Consider the following 15318-nt stretch of genomic DNA (forward strand, 5'->3'; position numbering starts at 1 on the left):
CACGGGCCGACAAGAACAACAGGGAGAACGCCATGAAGGCCGCCGTCTACTACGAGACCGGAGCGCCGGACGTCTTTCGCTACGAGGACGTGCCCGACCCCGTCTGCCATCCGCAGGGCGTGGTGATCCGCGTCGAGGCCGTCAGCATCGAGGGCGGCGACACCCTCAATCGCGGCGGCGGCCAGATGGCGGGCAGCCCGCACATCGTCGGCTACCAGGCCGCAGGCGAGATCATCGAGGTCGGCGCAGAGGTCTCTCACCTGAAGGTCGGGACGAGGGTGGTCACCGTGAACGCCTTCGGTTCGCACGCCGAGCTGCGCGCCGTTCCGGCCCGCAACGCCTGGCCGATCCCGGACGGCTTCGACATCCAGAAGGCCTCGGCCATTCCGGTGCCGTTCGGCACGGCGCACGAGTGCCTGTTCGGCGCGGGCCGTCTGAAGGCGGGCGAAACCGTCCTGGTCCAGGCCGGGGCGGGCGCCGTGGGCCTGGCCGCCATCCAGCTGGCCAAACAGGCCGGCGCGACGGTGCTGGCCTCGGCCTCCAGCGACGAGCGACTGGAGCGCCTGAAGGCCTTCGGCATGGATCACGGCGTCAACTACCGCCGAGACGACCTCGTCGAGCAGGTGATGAAGCTGACCGGCGGCAAGGGCGTCGACCTGGTGGTCGACCCCGTCGGCGGCGCGACCCTGCAGGGCAGCCTTGGCGCCCTGGGCTATCGCGGCCGGATCTCGCTGGTCGGCAATGCCGGGCGCGAGCCGATGAAGGTGGACGTGTCGTCGCTGATGGGCGGAAATCGCTCGCTGACCGGCGTCTTCCTTGGCGCGGAGATCATGACCGACCGTGTCCACGACATGATCCAGGAAATGATCGATCGGGCCACCAAGGGCGAGCTCGAGGTCGTGATCGACAGGACCTTCCCGTTGTCCGAGGCCGCCGCCGCCCACGCCTATATCGAAAGCCGCCAGGCTGTCGGCCGCGTGCTGTTGATCCCCTGATGACCAGAATGACCAACCGTGTCCTGGCCCACACGGGCGCGAAGTATCCGATCATCCAGGCCCCGATGGGCTGGATCGCCCGCTATCCCCTGGCGTCAGCGGTCTCCAGGGCCGGCGGGCTTGGCGTCATCGAGACCTCTTCCGGCGAGACCGAAAACTGCAAGGCCGAGATCACCAAGATGGCCGCCAGCGGCCTGCCGTTCGGGGTGAACCTGCCGATCCTGTTCCTGCGCGACGACGCCATGCTGCGCTTTGTCTGCGAGAGCGGGGTCAAGTTCGTCACCACCTCGGCCGGCAGCCCGGCCAAGTTCGTCGGCCCGCTGAAGGACGCCGGCATCGTCGTCTATCACGCCGTCCCCACCGTTGACGCGGCGGTCAAGTGCGTCGAGGCGGGCGTCGACGGCCTGGTGGTCGAGGGCGCCGAGGGCGGCGGCTTCAAGAACCCGGAGGAGGTGTCCACCCTCGTCCTGCTGCAAGCGATCCGCGCGCGGGTCGACGTGCCCATTGTCGCCGCCGGCGGCGTCTGCGATGGGCGCGGCATGGCGGCGGCCTTCGCCCTGGGCGCCGAGGCGGTCCAGATGGGCACGCGTTTCGTCAGTTCGGCCGAGAGCCCGGTCCACGCCAACTACAAGGCGGCGATTACCGGGGCCAAGGAGACCGGCACCTGGGTCCTGAACAAGAAGGCCAGCCCCTGCATCCGCGCCATCAAATCGGAGCTGACCAAGGAAATCCATGAGGCCGGCGTCATGCCGCCCGACGTGCTGAAGAACATCCTCGACGTCTATTTCGGCGGCGACATGGAGGCCGCGCCCGCCTTGGCCGGCCAGACCGTGGGTCTGATCGACGAGGTCAAGACCGCCCAGCAGATCATCGACGAGACCGTCGCCCAATTCCACGACATCACTGGCCGGCTGGGGGCTTTGGCCGCCAGCCGCGCCTTCTAGGAGCTAAAAATGCAAGACCTGTTTTCCCTCGAAGGCCGCGTGGCCCTGGTCACCGGCGGTTCGCGCGGCATCGGCGCGATGATCGTCAAGGGCTTCCTGACCTACGGCGCCAAGCGCGTCTACATCACCGCCCGCAAGGCCGCCGCCTGCGACGCCGCCGCCGAAGAGCTGAGCCAGTACGGCGAGTGCGTCTCGTTGCCGGGCGATGTCTCGACCATGGAAGGCATTCAGGGCCTGGCCGATCGGATCAAGGAGCGCGAGGACAAGCTCGACATCCTGGTCAACAACGCCGGCGCGGCCTGGGGCGCGGCCTTCGACGAATTCCCGGAAAGCGGCTGGGACAAGACCGTCGACCTCAACATGAAGACGCCGTTCTTCCTGACCCAGGCCTTGATCGGCCAACTCCGGGCGGCGGCTCAGGATCGGGTGGCCAAGGTCATCAATATCGCCTCGATCGACGGTCAGTCGGTGACCAAGGACGAGACCTATCCCTACGGCGCGTCCAAGGCCGGCCTGCTGCACATGACCAAGCGCATGGCCCTGCGCCTGGCGGCCGACAACATCGCCGTCAGCTGCATCGCCCCGGGGGCCTTCGCCTCGGACATGAACAAGGTCGCCCGAGACCACGCCGACGCGGTGTCGAAGGCCATCCCGGCCGGCCGTATCGGCTCGGAAGAAGACATGGCCGGCGCGGCCATCTACCTGGCTTCGCGGGCAGGGGATTATGTGATGGGCGGCGCCGTCACGGTGGACGGCGGGGTCAGCTTCGCGCGGTAAGGAGACCGCCGTCGGAAACACTCCAGGCAGGTCGTCCTTGCCGAGGTGAAGCAGTGCGACGGGACCTGGGAGCCGGGCCGGCTCCCAGGTCCCGGGAGAGTCTCCGCGAGGCTTCCGGGATGGGGCGTTGGCGGGAGGTCAGGCCGCCCGGCTGACTGACAGGGTCTGGTCGTCTCCAACACGGAAACGGCCGACCAGTCGCGTCAGTTCATTGGCCTCGCCGCGCAGGTTGCTGGCCGCGGCGGTGGCTTCCTCGACCATGGCGGCGTTTTGCTGGGTGACTTGGTCCATCTGATTGACCGCGGTGTTGACCTGGTTGAGACCGGTGGCCTGTTCGCGCGACGAGCGGGCGATTTCGGTGATCTGGTCGGTAATCTCGCTCACCTTGCCCACGATGCCGCTGAGGGCCTCGCCGGTCTGGCCGACCAGCTTCACGCCGCGCTCGACCTGGGCGGTGCTGCTGGCGATCAGTGTCTTGATCTCCTTGGCGGCGTCGGCTGAGCGTTGAGCCAGAGCCCGCACCTCTTGGGCCACGACCGCGAAGCCCCGACCAGCCTCGCCGGCCCGAGCCGCTTCGACCCCGGCGTTCAGGGCCAGAAGGTTTGTCTGGAAGGCGATCTCGTCGATGACGCCGATGATCTGGGTGATCTGGCCCGAGCTCTGTTCGATCTCGCCCATGGCCGCGACCGCGTCGCGCACCACTTCGCCCGAACGCTCGGCGTCGATTTTAGCCGAGGTGGCCGCGTTCGAGGCCTGGATGGCGCCCTCCGCGCTGCGATTGACCGTCGAGGTGATTTGGTCGAGGGCCGCGGCGGTCTCCTCCAGGCTGGCGGCCTGTTGTTCCGTGCGATGCGACAGGTCGTCAGAGGCGCTGGCGATTTCGGCCGAGCCCCCGCGGATGGAGTCGGCGGTCGAGGCGATATTGACGAGCGCGTCGCGCAGCCGGTTCACGGAGTGATTGAAGTTGTCCTTGACCGGCTGGGCCTTGGCCGAGAAGGGCGCATCGATCTTGTAGGTCAGGTCTCCCTCGGCCAGGGCCTTCAGGCCGTCCGCCAGGGCGTCCAGCGCGATCTGGTTCTCGGCGGCTTCGTCGCGCGCCTTTTGCTCGATCAGCGTCTGCTCGTGAATATCGGTCAGCGAGCCGCATGCGCGGATCAGACCGCCTTCTGTGTGAATGCACCCACCGGTGGCGCGGTACCAGCGATAGACGCCCTGCCGAGTCATCAGGCGATAGGTGACATTGTATCGCGCGGCGCCGGTCTTGTCGGTCAGGTGGGCGGCGAAGGCGGCGAACGTGGGTTCTACATCGTCGGGGTGCAGCTTGTCCGACCAGGAGCGGCAGGCATTCGGAAAGTCGGCCTCGCTGGTGTAGCCGATCAGCCGGCGAAATTCCGGCGACCAGGTCCAGACGCTGTTGGGGTGCAGGGCGTCGGCGTCATGCAGCACGGCTTCCCAGAGGCCGATGCCACAGGCCTGATCCAGCAGTTCGGATCGTTCCTTCAGGTCCGCCAGTTGCTTTTTGAGACGATCGATCTCGCCCGTCTTGCGTTCCGGGAAAAACATAATCCACATCCCCCTAACTGTCGCCGCGTTCGTCGAAGCATGTGACTAGATTTGGGGATGAAACGGTTTCTTGGGTGTTAACCAAGGTGTAGATTCAATTCCTGTGACCGCGACCTTTTAAGGGTGTTCGCCCTATTCGCGCGGTCCTCCTTCCGCGCGCCCTAAGGTTACTGATCTTTTGGGAGAATGCGCGTCTCGAGGTGTTCTAGAGATAGGCCATCATGGCATGTCGTCCAGCAAAGCCGGCTCGGCGTCGCTGAGGTCCAGGTCGCAGGTGTCTTGCGAGTTGGGTCGCGAGCTAGGCGGACGAGCCCCGCGCTCGCGGGCCGACATCAGCGACCAACCGCCAGGCTTGAGGATCTCCAGCGGCGAGAAGCGCGCCTTGTAGGCCATCTTCTCGCTGCCTGGGACCCAGTAGCCCAGATAGACATAGGGGAGGCCGCCCTGCTGAGCTTGGACAATATGGTCCAGGATGACGAAAGAGCCCAGGCTCCGGCGGTCGAGATCGGGATTGTAGAAGCTGTAGACCAGCGACAGGCCGTCGGCGAGCACGTCAACCAGCACGCAGGCGATCAGGTCGCCCGGGCCGCGGTCCTGGGACTTGCGACGATATTCGATCAGGTGGGTGCGGACCGCGGTGTCCTCGACCATGGCCACGTAGTCGGGCCAGGTCATCTCGGCCATGCCGCCGTCGGCGTGGCGAGCCAGCAGATAGCGGCGCAGCAGTTCGAACTGCTCCAGCGTCGCCTCGGCCTCGACCAGGTGGCGCTCGAGGTCGTCGTTGCGGTTCAGGACCTTTCGCTCCGAACGCGACAGCACGTAGTCGGCGGCGGGCGCGCGCGCCGACTGGCAGGCGCGGCAGGTCTCGCAGGCGGGGCGGTAGGCGATGTTCTGCGAGCGACGGAAGCCGACCTGGGTCAGGCTGTCATTGACCGTCGGGCCGTCGGACAGGGGCAGGTGGGCGAAAACCTTGCGCTCCTCGCGGCCGGGCAGGTACGGGCAAGGCGTGGGCGCCGTCAGAAAAAACCGAAGCTGTCGCGTCGGAAAATGCTGCGTCACGTTAGGCCCTGTCCCCTTCAGCGTGTCTGCCGCCCATAACGGGATTAGGGAGCATAGCGTTCAGTTGCGCAAGCTTCACGAAGCGCTCGCGCGTCGAACGGTCACAGGTTATCCGGTAGCACCGGCTTTTCACGCAGCAGGATGATCGAGATCCGTCGGTTGCCCGCCAAGGTCGGGTCATCGGCGTACAGCGGTTCCGAATTGGCCTTGCCCGACACTTGGTAGATCCGGTCGTCGTCGACTCCGGCGCCGCGCAGCACCTGGCGCGAGGCGTCGGCGCGGGCCGCCGAGAGCGCCCAATCGCCGTCCTGCTTCTTGCCATAGGCGTTGGCGCTGGTGTGGCCCGAAATGGTCACGCGGTTGGGCAGCTGGTTGATCACCTTGGCCACCGCGCGCAGCAGGATCTTGGCGCGATCATTCGGCTCGCGGGAGTTCTCCTTGAACATCGATCGGCCTTCCTGGTCGACCAGCTGGATACGCAGGCCTTCCGGGGTCTGGTCGATCATGATCTGTTTCGACAGCTCAGCCAGTTCCGGCATGTCCTGCAACGATTGGCGCAAGGATTGGGCGGCCGAGGCGAAGGCGTCCTGTTCCTTCTTGGCCAGGGCGTCGCGCAGGGCCTGTTCGCTGGCGGAGGCGAGGGAGGCCTGTTCCGAACTTTGGCCATCCTTGCTGACATTGTCGGGGGCTTCGGGAGCCATTTGCTGGATGACCGACATCTTGCCGTCGGCCTTGGCGCCGTCGTCGCCCAGCGACGTGCCGCCCAGGATGCCGCCCGACCCGCTGGTCGTGGACGAGATCGAGGCCGGCGCGAAATAGTCGGCGATGCCCTGCTTCTGCTCCGGGCTGGTCGTGTTCAGCAGCCACATCAGCAGGAAGAAGGCCATCATGGCCGTCACGAAGTCGGCATAGGCGACCTTCCAGGCGCCGCCATGGTGACCATGACCGCCGCCCTTCTTGACCTTCTTGATGATGATCGGCTGTTCGCTGTTGACCGCCATCGTGCTTAAGCCTGCTTAACCATGCCCCGCAACCTGCCCAAAGGACGTTAAGATGGGGTTGCCGAAGGTGTCGCCGGGCGCGTAATCCCGGGCTCTCTAAAGGGAGCAGCGGCATGAAGACGGCGTTTATCGGCCTGGGCGTGATGGGCTTTCCGATGGCGGGTCACCTGAAGGCCGCCGGCCATGAGGTCGCCGTCTACAATCGCACCGCCGAAAAGGCCCGCAGATGGGTCGAAAAGCATGGCGGCGTGGCCTTCGACACCATTTCCGAAACCGTGGCCGGCGCGGAGATCGTGCTGCTGTGCGTCGGCAATGACGACGACGTCCGCGACGTCGTGGCGCAGGCCCTGCCGGCCTTGGCGAAGGGCGCGACGGTCGTCGACCACACCACCACCTCGGCCAAGGTCGCCCGCGAGATGGCCGAACTGCTCGCGCGGCAGGGCTGCGCCTTCGTCGACGCTCCTGTGTCGGGCGGCCAGGCGGGAGCTGAGAACGGCCAGCTGACCATCATGGTCGGCGCGGACCAGGCGTCCTACGACCACGTGCTGCCGGTGATCGAGGTCTACGCCAAGGCCGTGCGTCGGATGGGCGAGGTCGGTTCGGGGCAGTTGACCAAGATGTGCAACCAGATCGCCATCGCCGGCGTCGTCCAGGGCGTGGCCGAGGCGCTGCACTTCGCCAAGCGCTCGGGCCTGCCGACCGAGGACGTGCTGGCCGCGATCTCCAAGGGCGCGGCCCAGTCTTGGCAGATGGAGAACCGCTGGCCGACCATGGCGCAGGGCAAGTTCGATTTCGGTTTCGCGGTCGACTGGATGCGCAAGGACCTCGGCATCGCCCTGGACGAGGCCCGCTCGAACGGCGCCCAGCTGCCCGCCACGGCCCTGATCGACCAGTTCTACGCCGAGGTGCAGGCCATGGGCGGCAATCGCTGGGACACGTCCAGCCTGGTCGCGCGGCTAGAGAAGTAGGGCCGCGAGTTCCGCCGCGCTCCAGTCCGGATCGCGGGGAGCGACGACGATCGGCGTCTCGTGCTCGAAGGTCCGCAGCATCTCGACGGTCTGATCGAGGTCGGGGGCGTCGAGGCTCTCGCTGACGACGATCGCGGCGGTCGTCAGACCCCGCGCCCGCAGAACCTCTAGCGCTGTCAGCAGGTGGCTGGCCGTGCCGAGATAGCTGCCGGCGACCAGCAGGACGGGCAGGGCGAGCGCCGTCATCAGGTCGAGATTGGTGGCGTCGTCGGTCATCGGCGACATCACGCCGCCGGCGCCTTCGATCAGCGCGAGATCGACATCGCGGCCCTCGAGCCAGGTCCGGCAGTCGGCGACCAGGTCAACCATGGCCAGGGTCTGGCCCTCGAGCCGAGCGGCGAGGTTCGGGGCCAGGGGCGCGCGATAGCGGCGGGGCGAGATCTCGGCCCAGCCCTCGGGGCGGCCCATGGCGGTGGCGAGACGGGCGGGATCGCTGGTTTCCGGCGCGTCGGGATCGAAGCCGCTGACCACAGGCTTGAAGGCGTCGACGCTCAGGCCGCGCGCCTGGGCGGCGCGGAGCAGGGCGCAGGCGATGTGGGTCTTGCCCAGATCGGTGCCGGTTCCGGCGACGAAGAAACGCTTCATCGCAGCGCCGCAACGGCGTCGGCCAGGCGCATGACGTCCGCGTCGGCGTGCTCGGCGCTGAAGGCCACGCGCAGGCGAGCCGTGCCCTCGGGCACCGTCGGCGGACGTATGGCGACGACCAGGAACCCTTGCGCCTCCAGCGCGGCCGAGGCGGCGAGGGCCGTGCCGGCCTCACCCATGATCACAGGCACGATGGGGCTCTGGGCGTCGGGCAGGCCCAGGCGCTGAGTGAATAGGCGCGCCTTGGCCAATGGCCGCTCGGTCAGTTCGGGCTCGGCTTCGATGATGTCCAGCGCCGCCAGGGCCGCGGCGGCCGAGGCCGGCGGCAGGCCGGTGGCGTAGACCAGTGTGCGGGCGCGGGTCTTCAGAAGATCGATCGCAGCCTGAGAGCCGCATACATAGCCGCCGTACGAGCCCAGGGCCTTTGACAGGGTGCCCATCTGCAAGGGGATGTCGGCGTCCGGGAAGAGGGCGGCCGAACCCTTGCCTTGCGCCAGCACGCCCACCCCGTGGGCGTCGTCGCTCAGCAGCCAGGCGTCGTGCTCGGCGCACAGCGCGGACAGCCGATCGAGCGGCGCGATGTCGCCGTCCATCGAGAACACGCCGTCGGTGGCGACCAGGACGCGGCGGGCGAGGGGACGTTCGGCCTCCAGCAGGCGCGTCAGGTCCTCGACGTCGTTGTGGGCGAACTTGACGATCCTGGCGCCGGACAGCTGCGCGCCGCTCCAGATGCAGGCGTGGGCCAGGGCGTCGACGAAGACCGCGTCACCGGGACCGACCAGGGTCGGGATCGTGCCGGTATTGGCCAGATAGCCCGAGCCGAACACGCAGGCGGCCTCGGTTCCCTTCAGGCGGGCCAGGCGCTTTTCAAGGTCACTCAGCAGCGGATGGTCGCCCGTCACCAGCCGCGAGGCGGCCGCGCCCGCGCCGTAGTTCAGCGCCGCCTCGGCGGCCGCCGCGCGAACGACGTGATGGTGCGACAGGCCCAGATAGTCGTTGCAAGAGAACGAGATCAGCCGCTTGCCGTCGCGCTCGACCACGGCGCCGTCATGGCGGCGGGTGGGCTTGAGGCGGCGGCGCAGGCTCTTGGCGTCCAGGGCCGCCAGCTTCTCGCCAGCGAAGGCGTCAAGGCTCTGCATGTCGTTTCCCTTTGCCGTGGCTGGTGGGCGGGAATAGGCAGAGCGCCCCGAGTCCGCAAACGGAAACCGTCATGTCCGATCCAGCCTGGCTGACCGCTGGCGCGCCCCATGTCTGGCGGCCCTACTGCCAAATGAAGACGGCGCGCCCGCCGCTGCCCGTCGTGGCGACGCGGGGCTCGCGGTTGATCCTGGCCGATGGGCGAGAGCTGGTCGACGGCCTGGCTTCCTGGTGGACGGCCTGCCACGGCTACAACCATCCGCATATCGCCGACGCCTTGCGGGCGCAGGTCGAAACCATGCCGCACGTGATGTTCGGAGGCCTGGCGCATGAGCCGGCCTATCGCCTGGCGGCGCGGCTGGCGAAGAGGCTGCCGGGCGACCTGGACCACGTGTTTTTCGCCGAGAGCGGCTCGGTCTCGGTCGAGATCGCCATGAAGATGGCCCTGCAGTTCCAGATCAATCGCGGGGTCGAAGGACGCACGAAGTTCCTAGCCTTCCGGGGCGGCTATCATGGCGACACCCTGGCGACGATGACGGTCTGCGACCCGGAGGAGGGGATGCACAGCCTGTTCGCCGGCGTCATGCCCGAACAGGTGATCGCCGACCTGCCGCGCGATGCGGCGAGCGAGGCGGCGCTCGACGCGTTGCTGACCGCGCGCGGCCACGAGATCGCGGCGATCCTGATCGAGCCGCTGGTCCAGGGCGCGGGCGGCATGCTGCTGCATTCGCCGGAGGTGCTGCGAACCTTGCGCCGTCTCGCGGACAAGCATGGCGTACTGCTGATTTTCGACGAGATCTTCACGGGTTTCGGTCGCACCGGAACCCTGTTCGCCATGCAGGCAGCGGGGATCGAGCCCGATATCGTCACCCTGTCCAAGGCCCTGACCGGCGGGACCCTGCCGTTGTCGGCGGCCGTGGCCTCGCGCAGGGTGTTCGAGGCCTTCTGGTCCGATGATCCGGGCGCGGCCCTGATGCACGGTCCGACCTACATGGCCAATCCGCTGGCCTGCGCGGCGGCCAACGCCTCGCTGGACCTGTTCGAGGATGGGTCCTGGGCGGCCAATGTAGCGCGGGTTTCCGCAGCCCTGGCCGACGGGCTGGAACTTTGCCGGGCGGGACGTGGCGTCGTCGATATCCGAACCCTTGGGGCGCTCGGCGTCGTCGAGTTCGATGCGCCCGTGGCGGTGGGCGCGCTTTGCGCGCGCTTCGCCGAGCTGGGCGTCTGGATCCGGCCGATGGGCAAGGTCGTCTATCTCACGCCGGCCTTCAACACGCCGGACGAGGATCTCGAGCGGTTGACCGCGGCCATCCGCCAGGTGGTCGGCGTTTATTGACCCGGAGAGCCTGGTCTGGTCCAAGCCCCTCATGTCCTCCAAGTCGTCTCCACTGACCGGTCTGGAATACCTCGCGATATTGGGGATCATCCTGACCTGGGGGATCAATAACGCCGCCGCCAAGGTGGCGACGCACTATCTGCCGCCGATGCTGATGGGCGGGCTGAGGTTCGCCTCGGCTCTGGCCTTCCTGTTCCCGTTCATCAGGCCGCCGTTTCCCGAGCCGAGGAAGCTGCTGACCATCGTACTGCTGACCGGGCCGATCCATTTCGGCGTGATCTATATCGCCTTCAGCATGGCCGATGCTCTGAGCCCGCTCGTGGTTGCCAGTCAGCTTTGGATCCCGTTCACCGCCATCTTCGCCTGGCGGATGCTCGGCGAGACGATGCGAGCGCCGGCGGTTGTCGGATTGGTGGTCGCCTTCGTCGGCGTGGCGTGGATGAGCCTGGACCCGCACGGAGCGCGCGACCTGCCGGCGATCCTGCTGATTGTCTTCGCCAGCGCCTGTTGGGCCGTGGCCACGGTGCTGGTGCGCAAGACGCCCGGCATCAAGCCGCTGAAGCTGCAGGGCATGACGGCGCTGGTCGCCGCGCCGGTGCTGCTGACCATGTCGGCCGTGTTCGAGACAAACCAGGTCGAGAAGATGCAGGCCGCTCCGCCGATCGCCTGGCTGTGCGTGCTGTTCGCCGGCGTGGTCTCGACCATCGGGGCCAGCGCCCTGCTGTTCTGGCTGGTCCAGCGCCGCGAGGCCGGGCGGGTGACGCCTTACTTCCTGCTTACACCGCTGGTCTCGTGCACGATCGGCGTGCTGCTCCTGGGCGACAGGCTGACGGCTCAGTTGCTGATCGGCGGCGGCGCGACCATGGTCGGCGTGGCGCTGGTGGCCCTGACCGAAAAGCGCGCCAAGACCGCCGTGGCGGTGGCCGAGACCGCTAACCCTTAGGCGGCGGACATTCGACGGCGGGCTCGCGCCGGAGGAGGGCGGGCGTCGCCGCCAGTTCGCTTTGACCGCCGTCGTCGGCGTAGACGCCCGTCAGCAGCTTGCCGCTGACCCCTAGGGGCTGGCCAGCTTTGGTCTGAATCAGGAAGAGGCCGTCGAGGTCGTCCAGATGCTCGACGCCGACGAAGCCCGCGCCGACCGTGGCGTAGCCTTTGATCTTGTCACCCGCGCCCTCGACGATCCAGCCGGGCGGCTTGTTGCAGAGCGAGACGATCTCGGCGCCGGTCAGGCGCAGCTCGAAGGACTGAAGGTTCTGGTCGCCGCTCGTCGGCTTCCAGGCGAGCGAGACGAGTTCCGTCGACGGAGGACTGACCGCCGGCCTTTCTGGCGGCTTGGCGTCCTTAGGCGTCTTGGCGTCGTGGCAGGCGGCCGTCGCGGCCAGCAGAACGGCGAGAAGCGACAGCCGCCAGGTACGCATGGGATCCCCGCCACGAACAGAACCGTGGCGGGAACCTAGAGCCTTACTTGAACACGCCGCAAGCGGCGCGCGCGCCGGCGTCGCCGATCGGCTGGCTCTTGTGGTCGTCGGGGCTGGCGTGGACGACGATCGACGAGCCGTCGGCGTCCAGCAGGGCGGGGCGGCCGCCCGCGCCCTTCAGCGACACCAGGGTCGAATAGGCCTCGGCCGTGGCCGAACCGTCAGCGCCGGCGAAGACGTTGGGCAGGTCGCCACTGTCGTTGGCCTCGGGGTTCAGCAGGCCGTGGATGGTGGTGGCGGCGGTGTGGACGTGGGCGCCGGCCGACTTGAAGTCCGGCGCGCCGCAGTCACCCTTTTCGTGGAAGTGCACCGCGTGCCAGCCCGGCGTCAGGCCCTTCAGTTCCAGCTTCAGCAGCACCCCATGAGGGGCCTCGGTCAGCGTGACCACGCCGGCGTCCTTGCCGTCGCCAGTCTTCACCACGGCGGTCGCGGAGGTCTGGGCCCAAGCGGCGCCGGCGCCGGACGAAGCGGCGATCAGAGCGGCGAGGGCGAGCGTGGTCGCGGTGGGGAGGCGGATCATGCGTTTTTCCTTCGGATTCAAGCAAACGGACGGGATGCAGCGGCCGGAAAGGTGGCGCCTTCCCCATCCGAATGCTAACTGTTTTCGACGGTTCCGTGTCCGATTCTGACGGCGAAAAATCCCCTTGAGCGACGATCAAAACACTCTCCCCCCTGATGCTCCGGGCGGGGACGTAGCGCCCATCAACATCGAGGACGAACTGCGTCGTTCGTATCTCGACTACGCGATGAGCGTGATCGTCAGTCGCGCCTTGCCAGACGCGCGCGATGGCCTGAAGCCAGTGCACCGGCGGGTGCTGTTCTCGATGCACGAGCAGGGGCAGACGCCTGAGCGTCCGTACGTCAAGTCGGCCCGCGTGGTCGGTGACGTGATGGGTAAGTATCACCCGCACGGCGACGCCTCGATCTACTTCACCCTGGTCCGCATGACCCAGTCGTTCTCGATGGGCCTGGTGCTGATCGACGGTCAGGGCAACTTCGGCTCGGTCGACGGCGATATGCCGGCCGCCATGCGTTACACGGAATGCCGCATGGCCCCGCCGGCCATGTCGCTGCTGGCCGATCTGGACAAGGACACGGTCGATTTCGCCGACAACTACGACGGCAAGGAGCAGGAACCGACCGTCCTGCCGTCGCGGATCCCGAACCTGCTGGTCAATGGGGCAGGCGGCATCGCCGTCGGCATGGCGACCAACATCCCGCCGCACAACCTCGGCGAAATCATCGACGCCTGCCTGCTGCTGATCGATGAGCCGGACGTCACCACCGACCAACTGCTGGACCTGGTGCCCGGTCCCGACTTCCCGACGGGCGGCGAGATCATCGGCCGCGCGGGTCCGCGCCAGGCGCTGCTGACGGGCCGCGGCTCGGTCATCATGCGCGGCGTGGCCGCCGTCGATGAGATCCGCGCCGGTCGCGAAGCCATCATCATCACCGAGATCCCGTATCAGGTGAACAAGGCCAATCTGGTCGAGCACATCGCCGAACTGGTCCGCGAAAAGAAGATCGAGGGCGTCGCCGACATCCGCGACGAGTCGAACCGCGACGGCATGCGCATCGTGGTCGAGCTGAAGCGCGACGCCTCGGGCGAGGTGATCCTGAACCAGCTGTACCGCTTCACGGCGCTGCAGAGCTCGTTCGGCGTCAACATGCTGGCCCTGAACCGCGGCCGCCCCGAGCAGATGGGCCTGCACAAGCTGCTGCAGCTGTTCGTGACGTTCCGCGAGGAAGTCGTCGTCCGCCGGACCAAGTTCGAACTGGGCAAGGCCCGCGATCGCGGCCACGTGCTGGTCGGCCTGACCATCGCCGTCGCCAACATCGACGAGTTCATCCACATCATCCGCTCGTCCAAGGACCCGACCGAGGCCCGCGAGCGCCTGGTGGCCAAGTCCTGGCCGGCCGGCGACATGCTGCCGCTGGTCGAACTGATCGCGGATCCTCGCACCCTGCAGGAAGACGGCGGCCTGATCCGCCTGACCGACGAGCAGGCCCGCGCCATCCTGGCCCTGACCCTGTCGCGCCTGACGGGCCTGGGGCGCGACGAGATCGGCAGCGAAGCGGCCGCCCTGGCCGACGCCATCCGCGGCTATCTCGATCTGCTGTCCGACCGCGCCAACATCATGGCCGTTGTCCGCGAGGAACTGGTCGAGGTTCGCGAGAAGTTCGCCATTCCGCGCCGCTGCCAGATCGTCGACGGCGACGCCGACATGGAAGACGAGGACCTGATCGTCCGCGAGGACATGGTCATCACCGTCACCATGAGCGGCTACGTCAAGCGCACGCCGCTGGCCAACTACCGCACGCAGCATCGGGGCGGCAAAGGCAAGTCGGGCATGGCGACCAAGACCGAGGACGCCGTCACCCGCGTGTTCTCGGCCTCGACCCACGCGCCGCTGCTGTTCTTCACCTCGGGCGGCAAGGTCTACAAGATGAAGGTGTGGCGCCTGCCGCAAGGCGCCGCCAACTCGCGCGGCAAGGCGTTCGTCAATCTGCTGCCGATCGAGCCGGGCGAGACGATCACCTCGATCCTGACCCTGCCGGAGGACGAGGCCACCTGGGGCGGCCTGGACGTGATGTTCGCCACCCGCTCGGGCAGCGTGCGTCGCAACAAGCTCAGCGATTTCGTCGATGTCCGCCGCAACGGCAAGATCGCCATGAAGCTGGACGAAGGCGACGGCATCGTCGGCGTCGCCGTCTGCAACAGCGATCAGGACGTGCTGCTGACCACGGCGGCCGGCCGCTGCATTCGCTTCTCGGTCGACGAGGTGCGGGTGTTCGCCAGCCGCGATTCGACCGGCGTTCGCGGCGTGAGGCTGGCCGAGGGCGACACGGTCATCTCGATGGCCGTCCTGCGTAGCGTCGACGCCACGCCGGCCGAACGCGCCGCCTATCTCAAGCACCAGCGCGCCATGCTGCGCGCCACGGACGGCGACGAGGGCGAAGACGCCTCGGCGCCTGTCGAGGAGGGCGAGGACGAGGTCGGGGAAGCCTCCCTGACGCCGGAACGCATCGCCGAACTGGGCGCGGCCGAAGAGATCCTGCTGACCGTGTCGTCCGAAGGCTTCGGCAAGCGCACCAGCGCCTACGACTTCCGCCGCACGGGCCGTGGCGGCCAGGGTCTGGCGGCGCAGGATCTCAGCAAGCGTGGCGGCCGTCTGGTGGGTTCGTTCCCGGTCGACGATAGCGACCAGATCCTGCTGGTGACCGACCAGGGCCAGCTCATCCGGGTGCCGGTCTCGCAAATTCGTGTTGCAGCGCGGAATACTCAGGGCGTAACCATCTTCCGCACCGCGCAGGACGAGCATGTCGTCAGCGTCGAACGCCTCGCCGATTCCGGCGGAGACGACAACCAGGGCGAGGACAGCGGGGCGGACGAGACCCCGTAAACCCTCGAACC

The 15318-nt window shown here is 67.6% G+C and carries 13 protein-coding genes and 1 pseudogene; 7 read left to right on the forward strand and 7 right to left on the reverse strand.

The genetic code is table 11. The features are described from left to right. Window positions 1-32 precede the first annotated feature (32 nt). Genes EIK80_RS13165 through EIK80_RS13175 form a run of 3 tightly spaced genes read left to right on the forward strand, consistent with a single transcriptional unit; the run spans window position 33 to window position 2716 of the window. The gene (locus EIK80_RS13165) at window positions 33-995 is read left to right on the forward strand and encodes a zinc-binding alcohol dehydrogenase family protein (RefSeq protein ID WP_125157463.1); all 963 of its coding nucleotides are present in this window, start codon (window positions 33-35) and stop codon (window positions 993-995) included. Window positions 996-1003: 8 nt separating this feature from the next. Next, window positions 1004-1939 (forward strand): nitronate monooxygenase family protein, encoded by a 936-nt coding sequence (locus tag EIK80_RS13170; RefSeq protein ID WP_125157464.1) that lies wholly within the window; start codon window positions 1004-1006, stop codon window positions 1937-1939. Window positions 1940-1948: 9 nt separating this feature from the next. Continuing rightward, window positions 1949-2716: an SDR family NAD(P)-dependent oxidoreductase gene (locus tag EIK80_RS13175; protein ID WP_125157465.1), complete on the forward strand. Its 768-nt coding sequence runs from the start codon at window positions 1949-1951 to the stop codon at window positions 2714-2716. A 138-nt stretch (window positions 2717-2854) separates the two neighbouring features. Here EIK80_RS13175 and EIK80_RS13180 read toward each other — a convergent pair whose 3' ends face one another. From EIK80_RS13180 to EIK80_RS13190, 3 genes are all read right to left on the reverse strand, one after another. Next, on the reverse strand, window positions 2855-4288 hold the full coding sequence (locus EIK80_RS13180; RefSeq protein WP_370450220.1) for a PAS domain-containing methyl-accepting chemotaxis protein: 1434 nt from the start codon (window positions 4286-4288) through the stop codon (window positions 2855-2857). 210 nt (window positions 4289-4498) lie between these two features. Beyond that, on the reverse strand, window positions 4499-5338 hold the full coding sequence (locus tag EIK80_RS13185) for an arginyltransferase (protein ID WP_125157466.1): 840 nt from the start codon (window positions 5336-5338) through the stop codon (window positions 4499-4501). 101 nt (window positions 5339-5439) lie between these two features. Then, window positions 5440-6339, reverse strand: coding sequence for a flagellar motor protein MotB (locus EIK80_RS13190; protein WP_125157467.1), 900 nt, complete (start codon window positions 6337-6339; stop codon window positions 5440-5442). 11 nt (window positions 6340-6350) lie between these two features. Here EIK80_RS13190 and EIK80_RS13195 point away from each other — a divergent pair, with 11 nt between their 5' ends. Next, a complete protein-coding gene (locus EIK80_RS13195; protein ID WP_233586671.1) occupies window positions 6351-7307 on the forward strand; it encodes an NAD(P)-dependent oxidoreductase in 957 nt (318 codons plus the stop codon). Here EIK80_RS13195 and bioD read toward each other — a convergent pair. Together bioD and bioF are read right to left on the reverse strand one after the other, a co-directional pair. After that, complete coding sequence (gene bioD, locus EIK80_RS13200) at window positions 7296-7952, reverse strand: dethiobiotin synthase (protein WP_125157469.1); 657 nt, start codon at window positions 7950-7952, stop codon at window positions 7296-7298. The two genes, EIK80_RS13195 and bioD, sit on opposite strands and share 12 nt — an antisense overlap. Next, on the reverse strand, window positions 7949-9091 hold the full coding sequence (gene bioF / locus EIK80_RS13205) for an 8-amino-7-oxononanoate synthase (RefSeq protein WP_125157470.1): 1143 nt from the start codon (window positions 9089-9091) through the stop codon (window positions 7949-7951). Before bioF ends, bioD begins: the two co-directional genes overlap by 4 nt. 71 nt (window positions 9092-9162) lie before the next feature. On the opposite strand from bioF, the gene EIK80_RS13210 reads away from it, so the two are divergent. Together EIK80_RS13210 and EIK80_RS13215 are read left to right on the forward strand one after the other, a co-directional pair. Beyond that, window positions 9163-10425: an adenosylmethionine--8-amino-7-oxononanoate transaminase gene (locus tag EIK80_RS13210; protein WP_125157471.1), complete on the forward strand. Its 1263-nt coding sequence runs from the start codon at window positions 9163-9165 to the stop codon at window positions 10423-10425. After that, window positions 10422-11368, forward strand: a pseudogene (locus tag EIK80_RS13215) (DMT family transporter). Before EIK80_RS13210 ends, EIK80_RS13215 begins: the two are co-directional and overlap by 4 nt. On the opposite strand, the gene EIK80_RS13220 reads toward EIK80_RS13215, so the two are convergent. Both EIK80_RS13220 and EIK80_RS13225 read right to left on the reverse strand, forming a co-directional pair. Next, window positions 11358-11843, reverse strand: coding sequence for a hypothetical protein (locus tag EIK80_RS13220; protein ID WP_125157473.1), 486 nt, complete (start codon window positions 11841-11843; stop codon window positions 11358-11360). The pseudogene EIK80_RS13215 and the gene EIK80_RS13220 overlap by 11 nt on opposite strands. A gap of 43 nt (window positions 11844-11886) precedes the next feature. Beyond that, the gene (locus EIK80_RS13225; protein WP_125157474.1) at window positions 11887-12423 is read right to left on the reverse strand and encodes a superoxide dismutase family protein; all 537 of its coding nucleotides are present in this window, start codon (window positions 12421-12423) and stop codon (window positions 11887-11889) included. 124 nt (window positions 12424-12547) lie between these two features. On the opposite strand from EIK80_RS13225, the gene gyrA reads away from it, so the two are divergent. After that, window positions 12548-15307, forward strand: coding sequence for a DNA gyrase subunit A (gene gyrA, locus EIK80_RS13230; RefSeq protein ID WP_125157475.1), 2760 nt, complete (start codon window positions 12548-12550; stop codon window positions 15305-15307). The last annotated feature ends 11 nt before the right edge of the window (window positions 15308-15318 follow it).

The organism is Caulobacter sp. 602-1 (assembly GCF_003931565.1).
Taxonomy (GTDB): domain Bacteria; phylum Pseudomonadota; class Alphaproteobacteria; order Caulobacterales; family Caulobacteraceae; genus Caulobacter.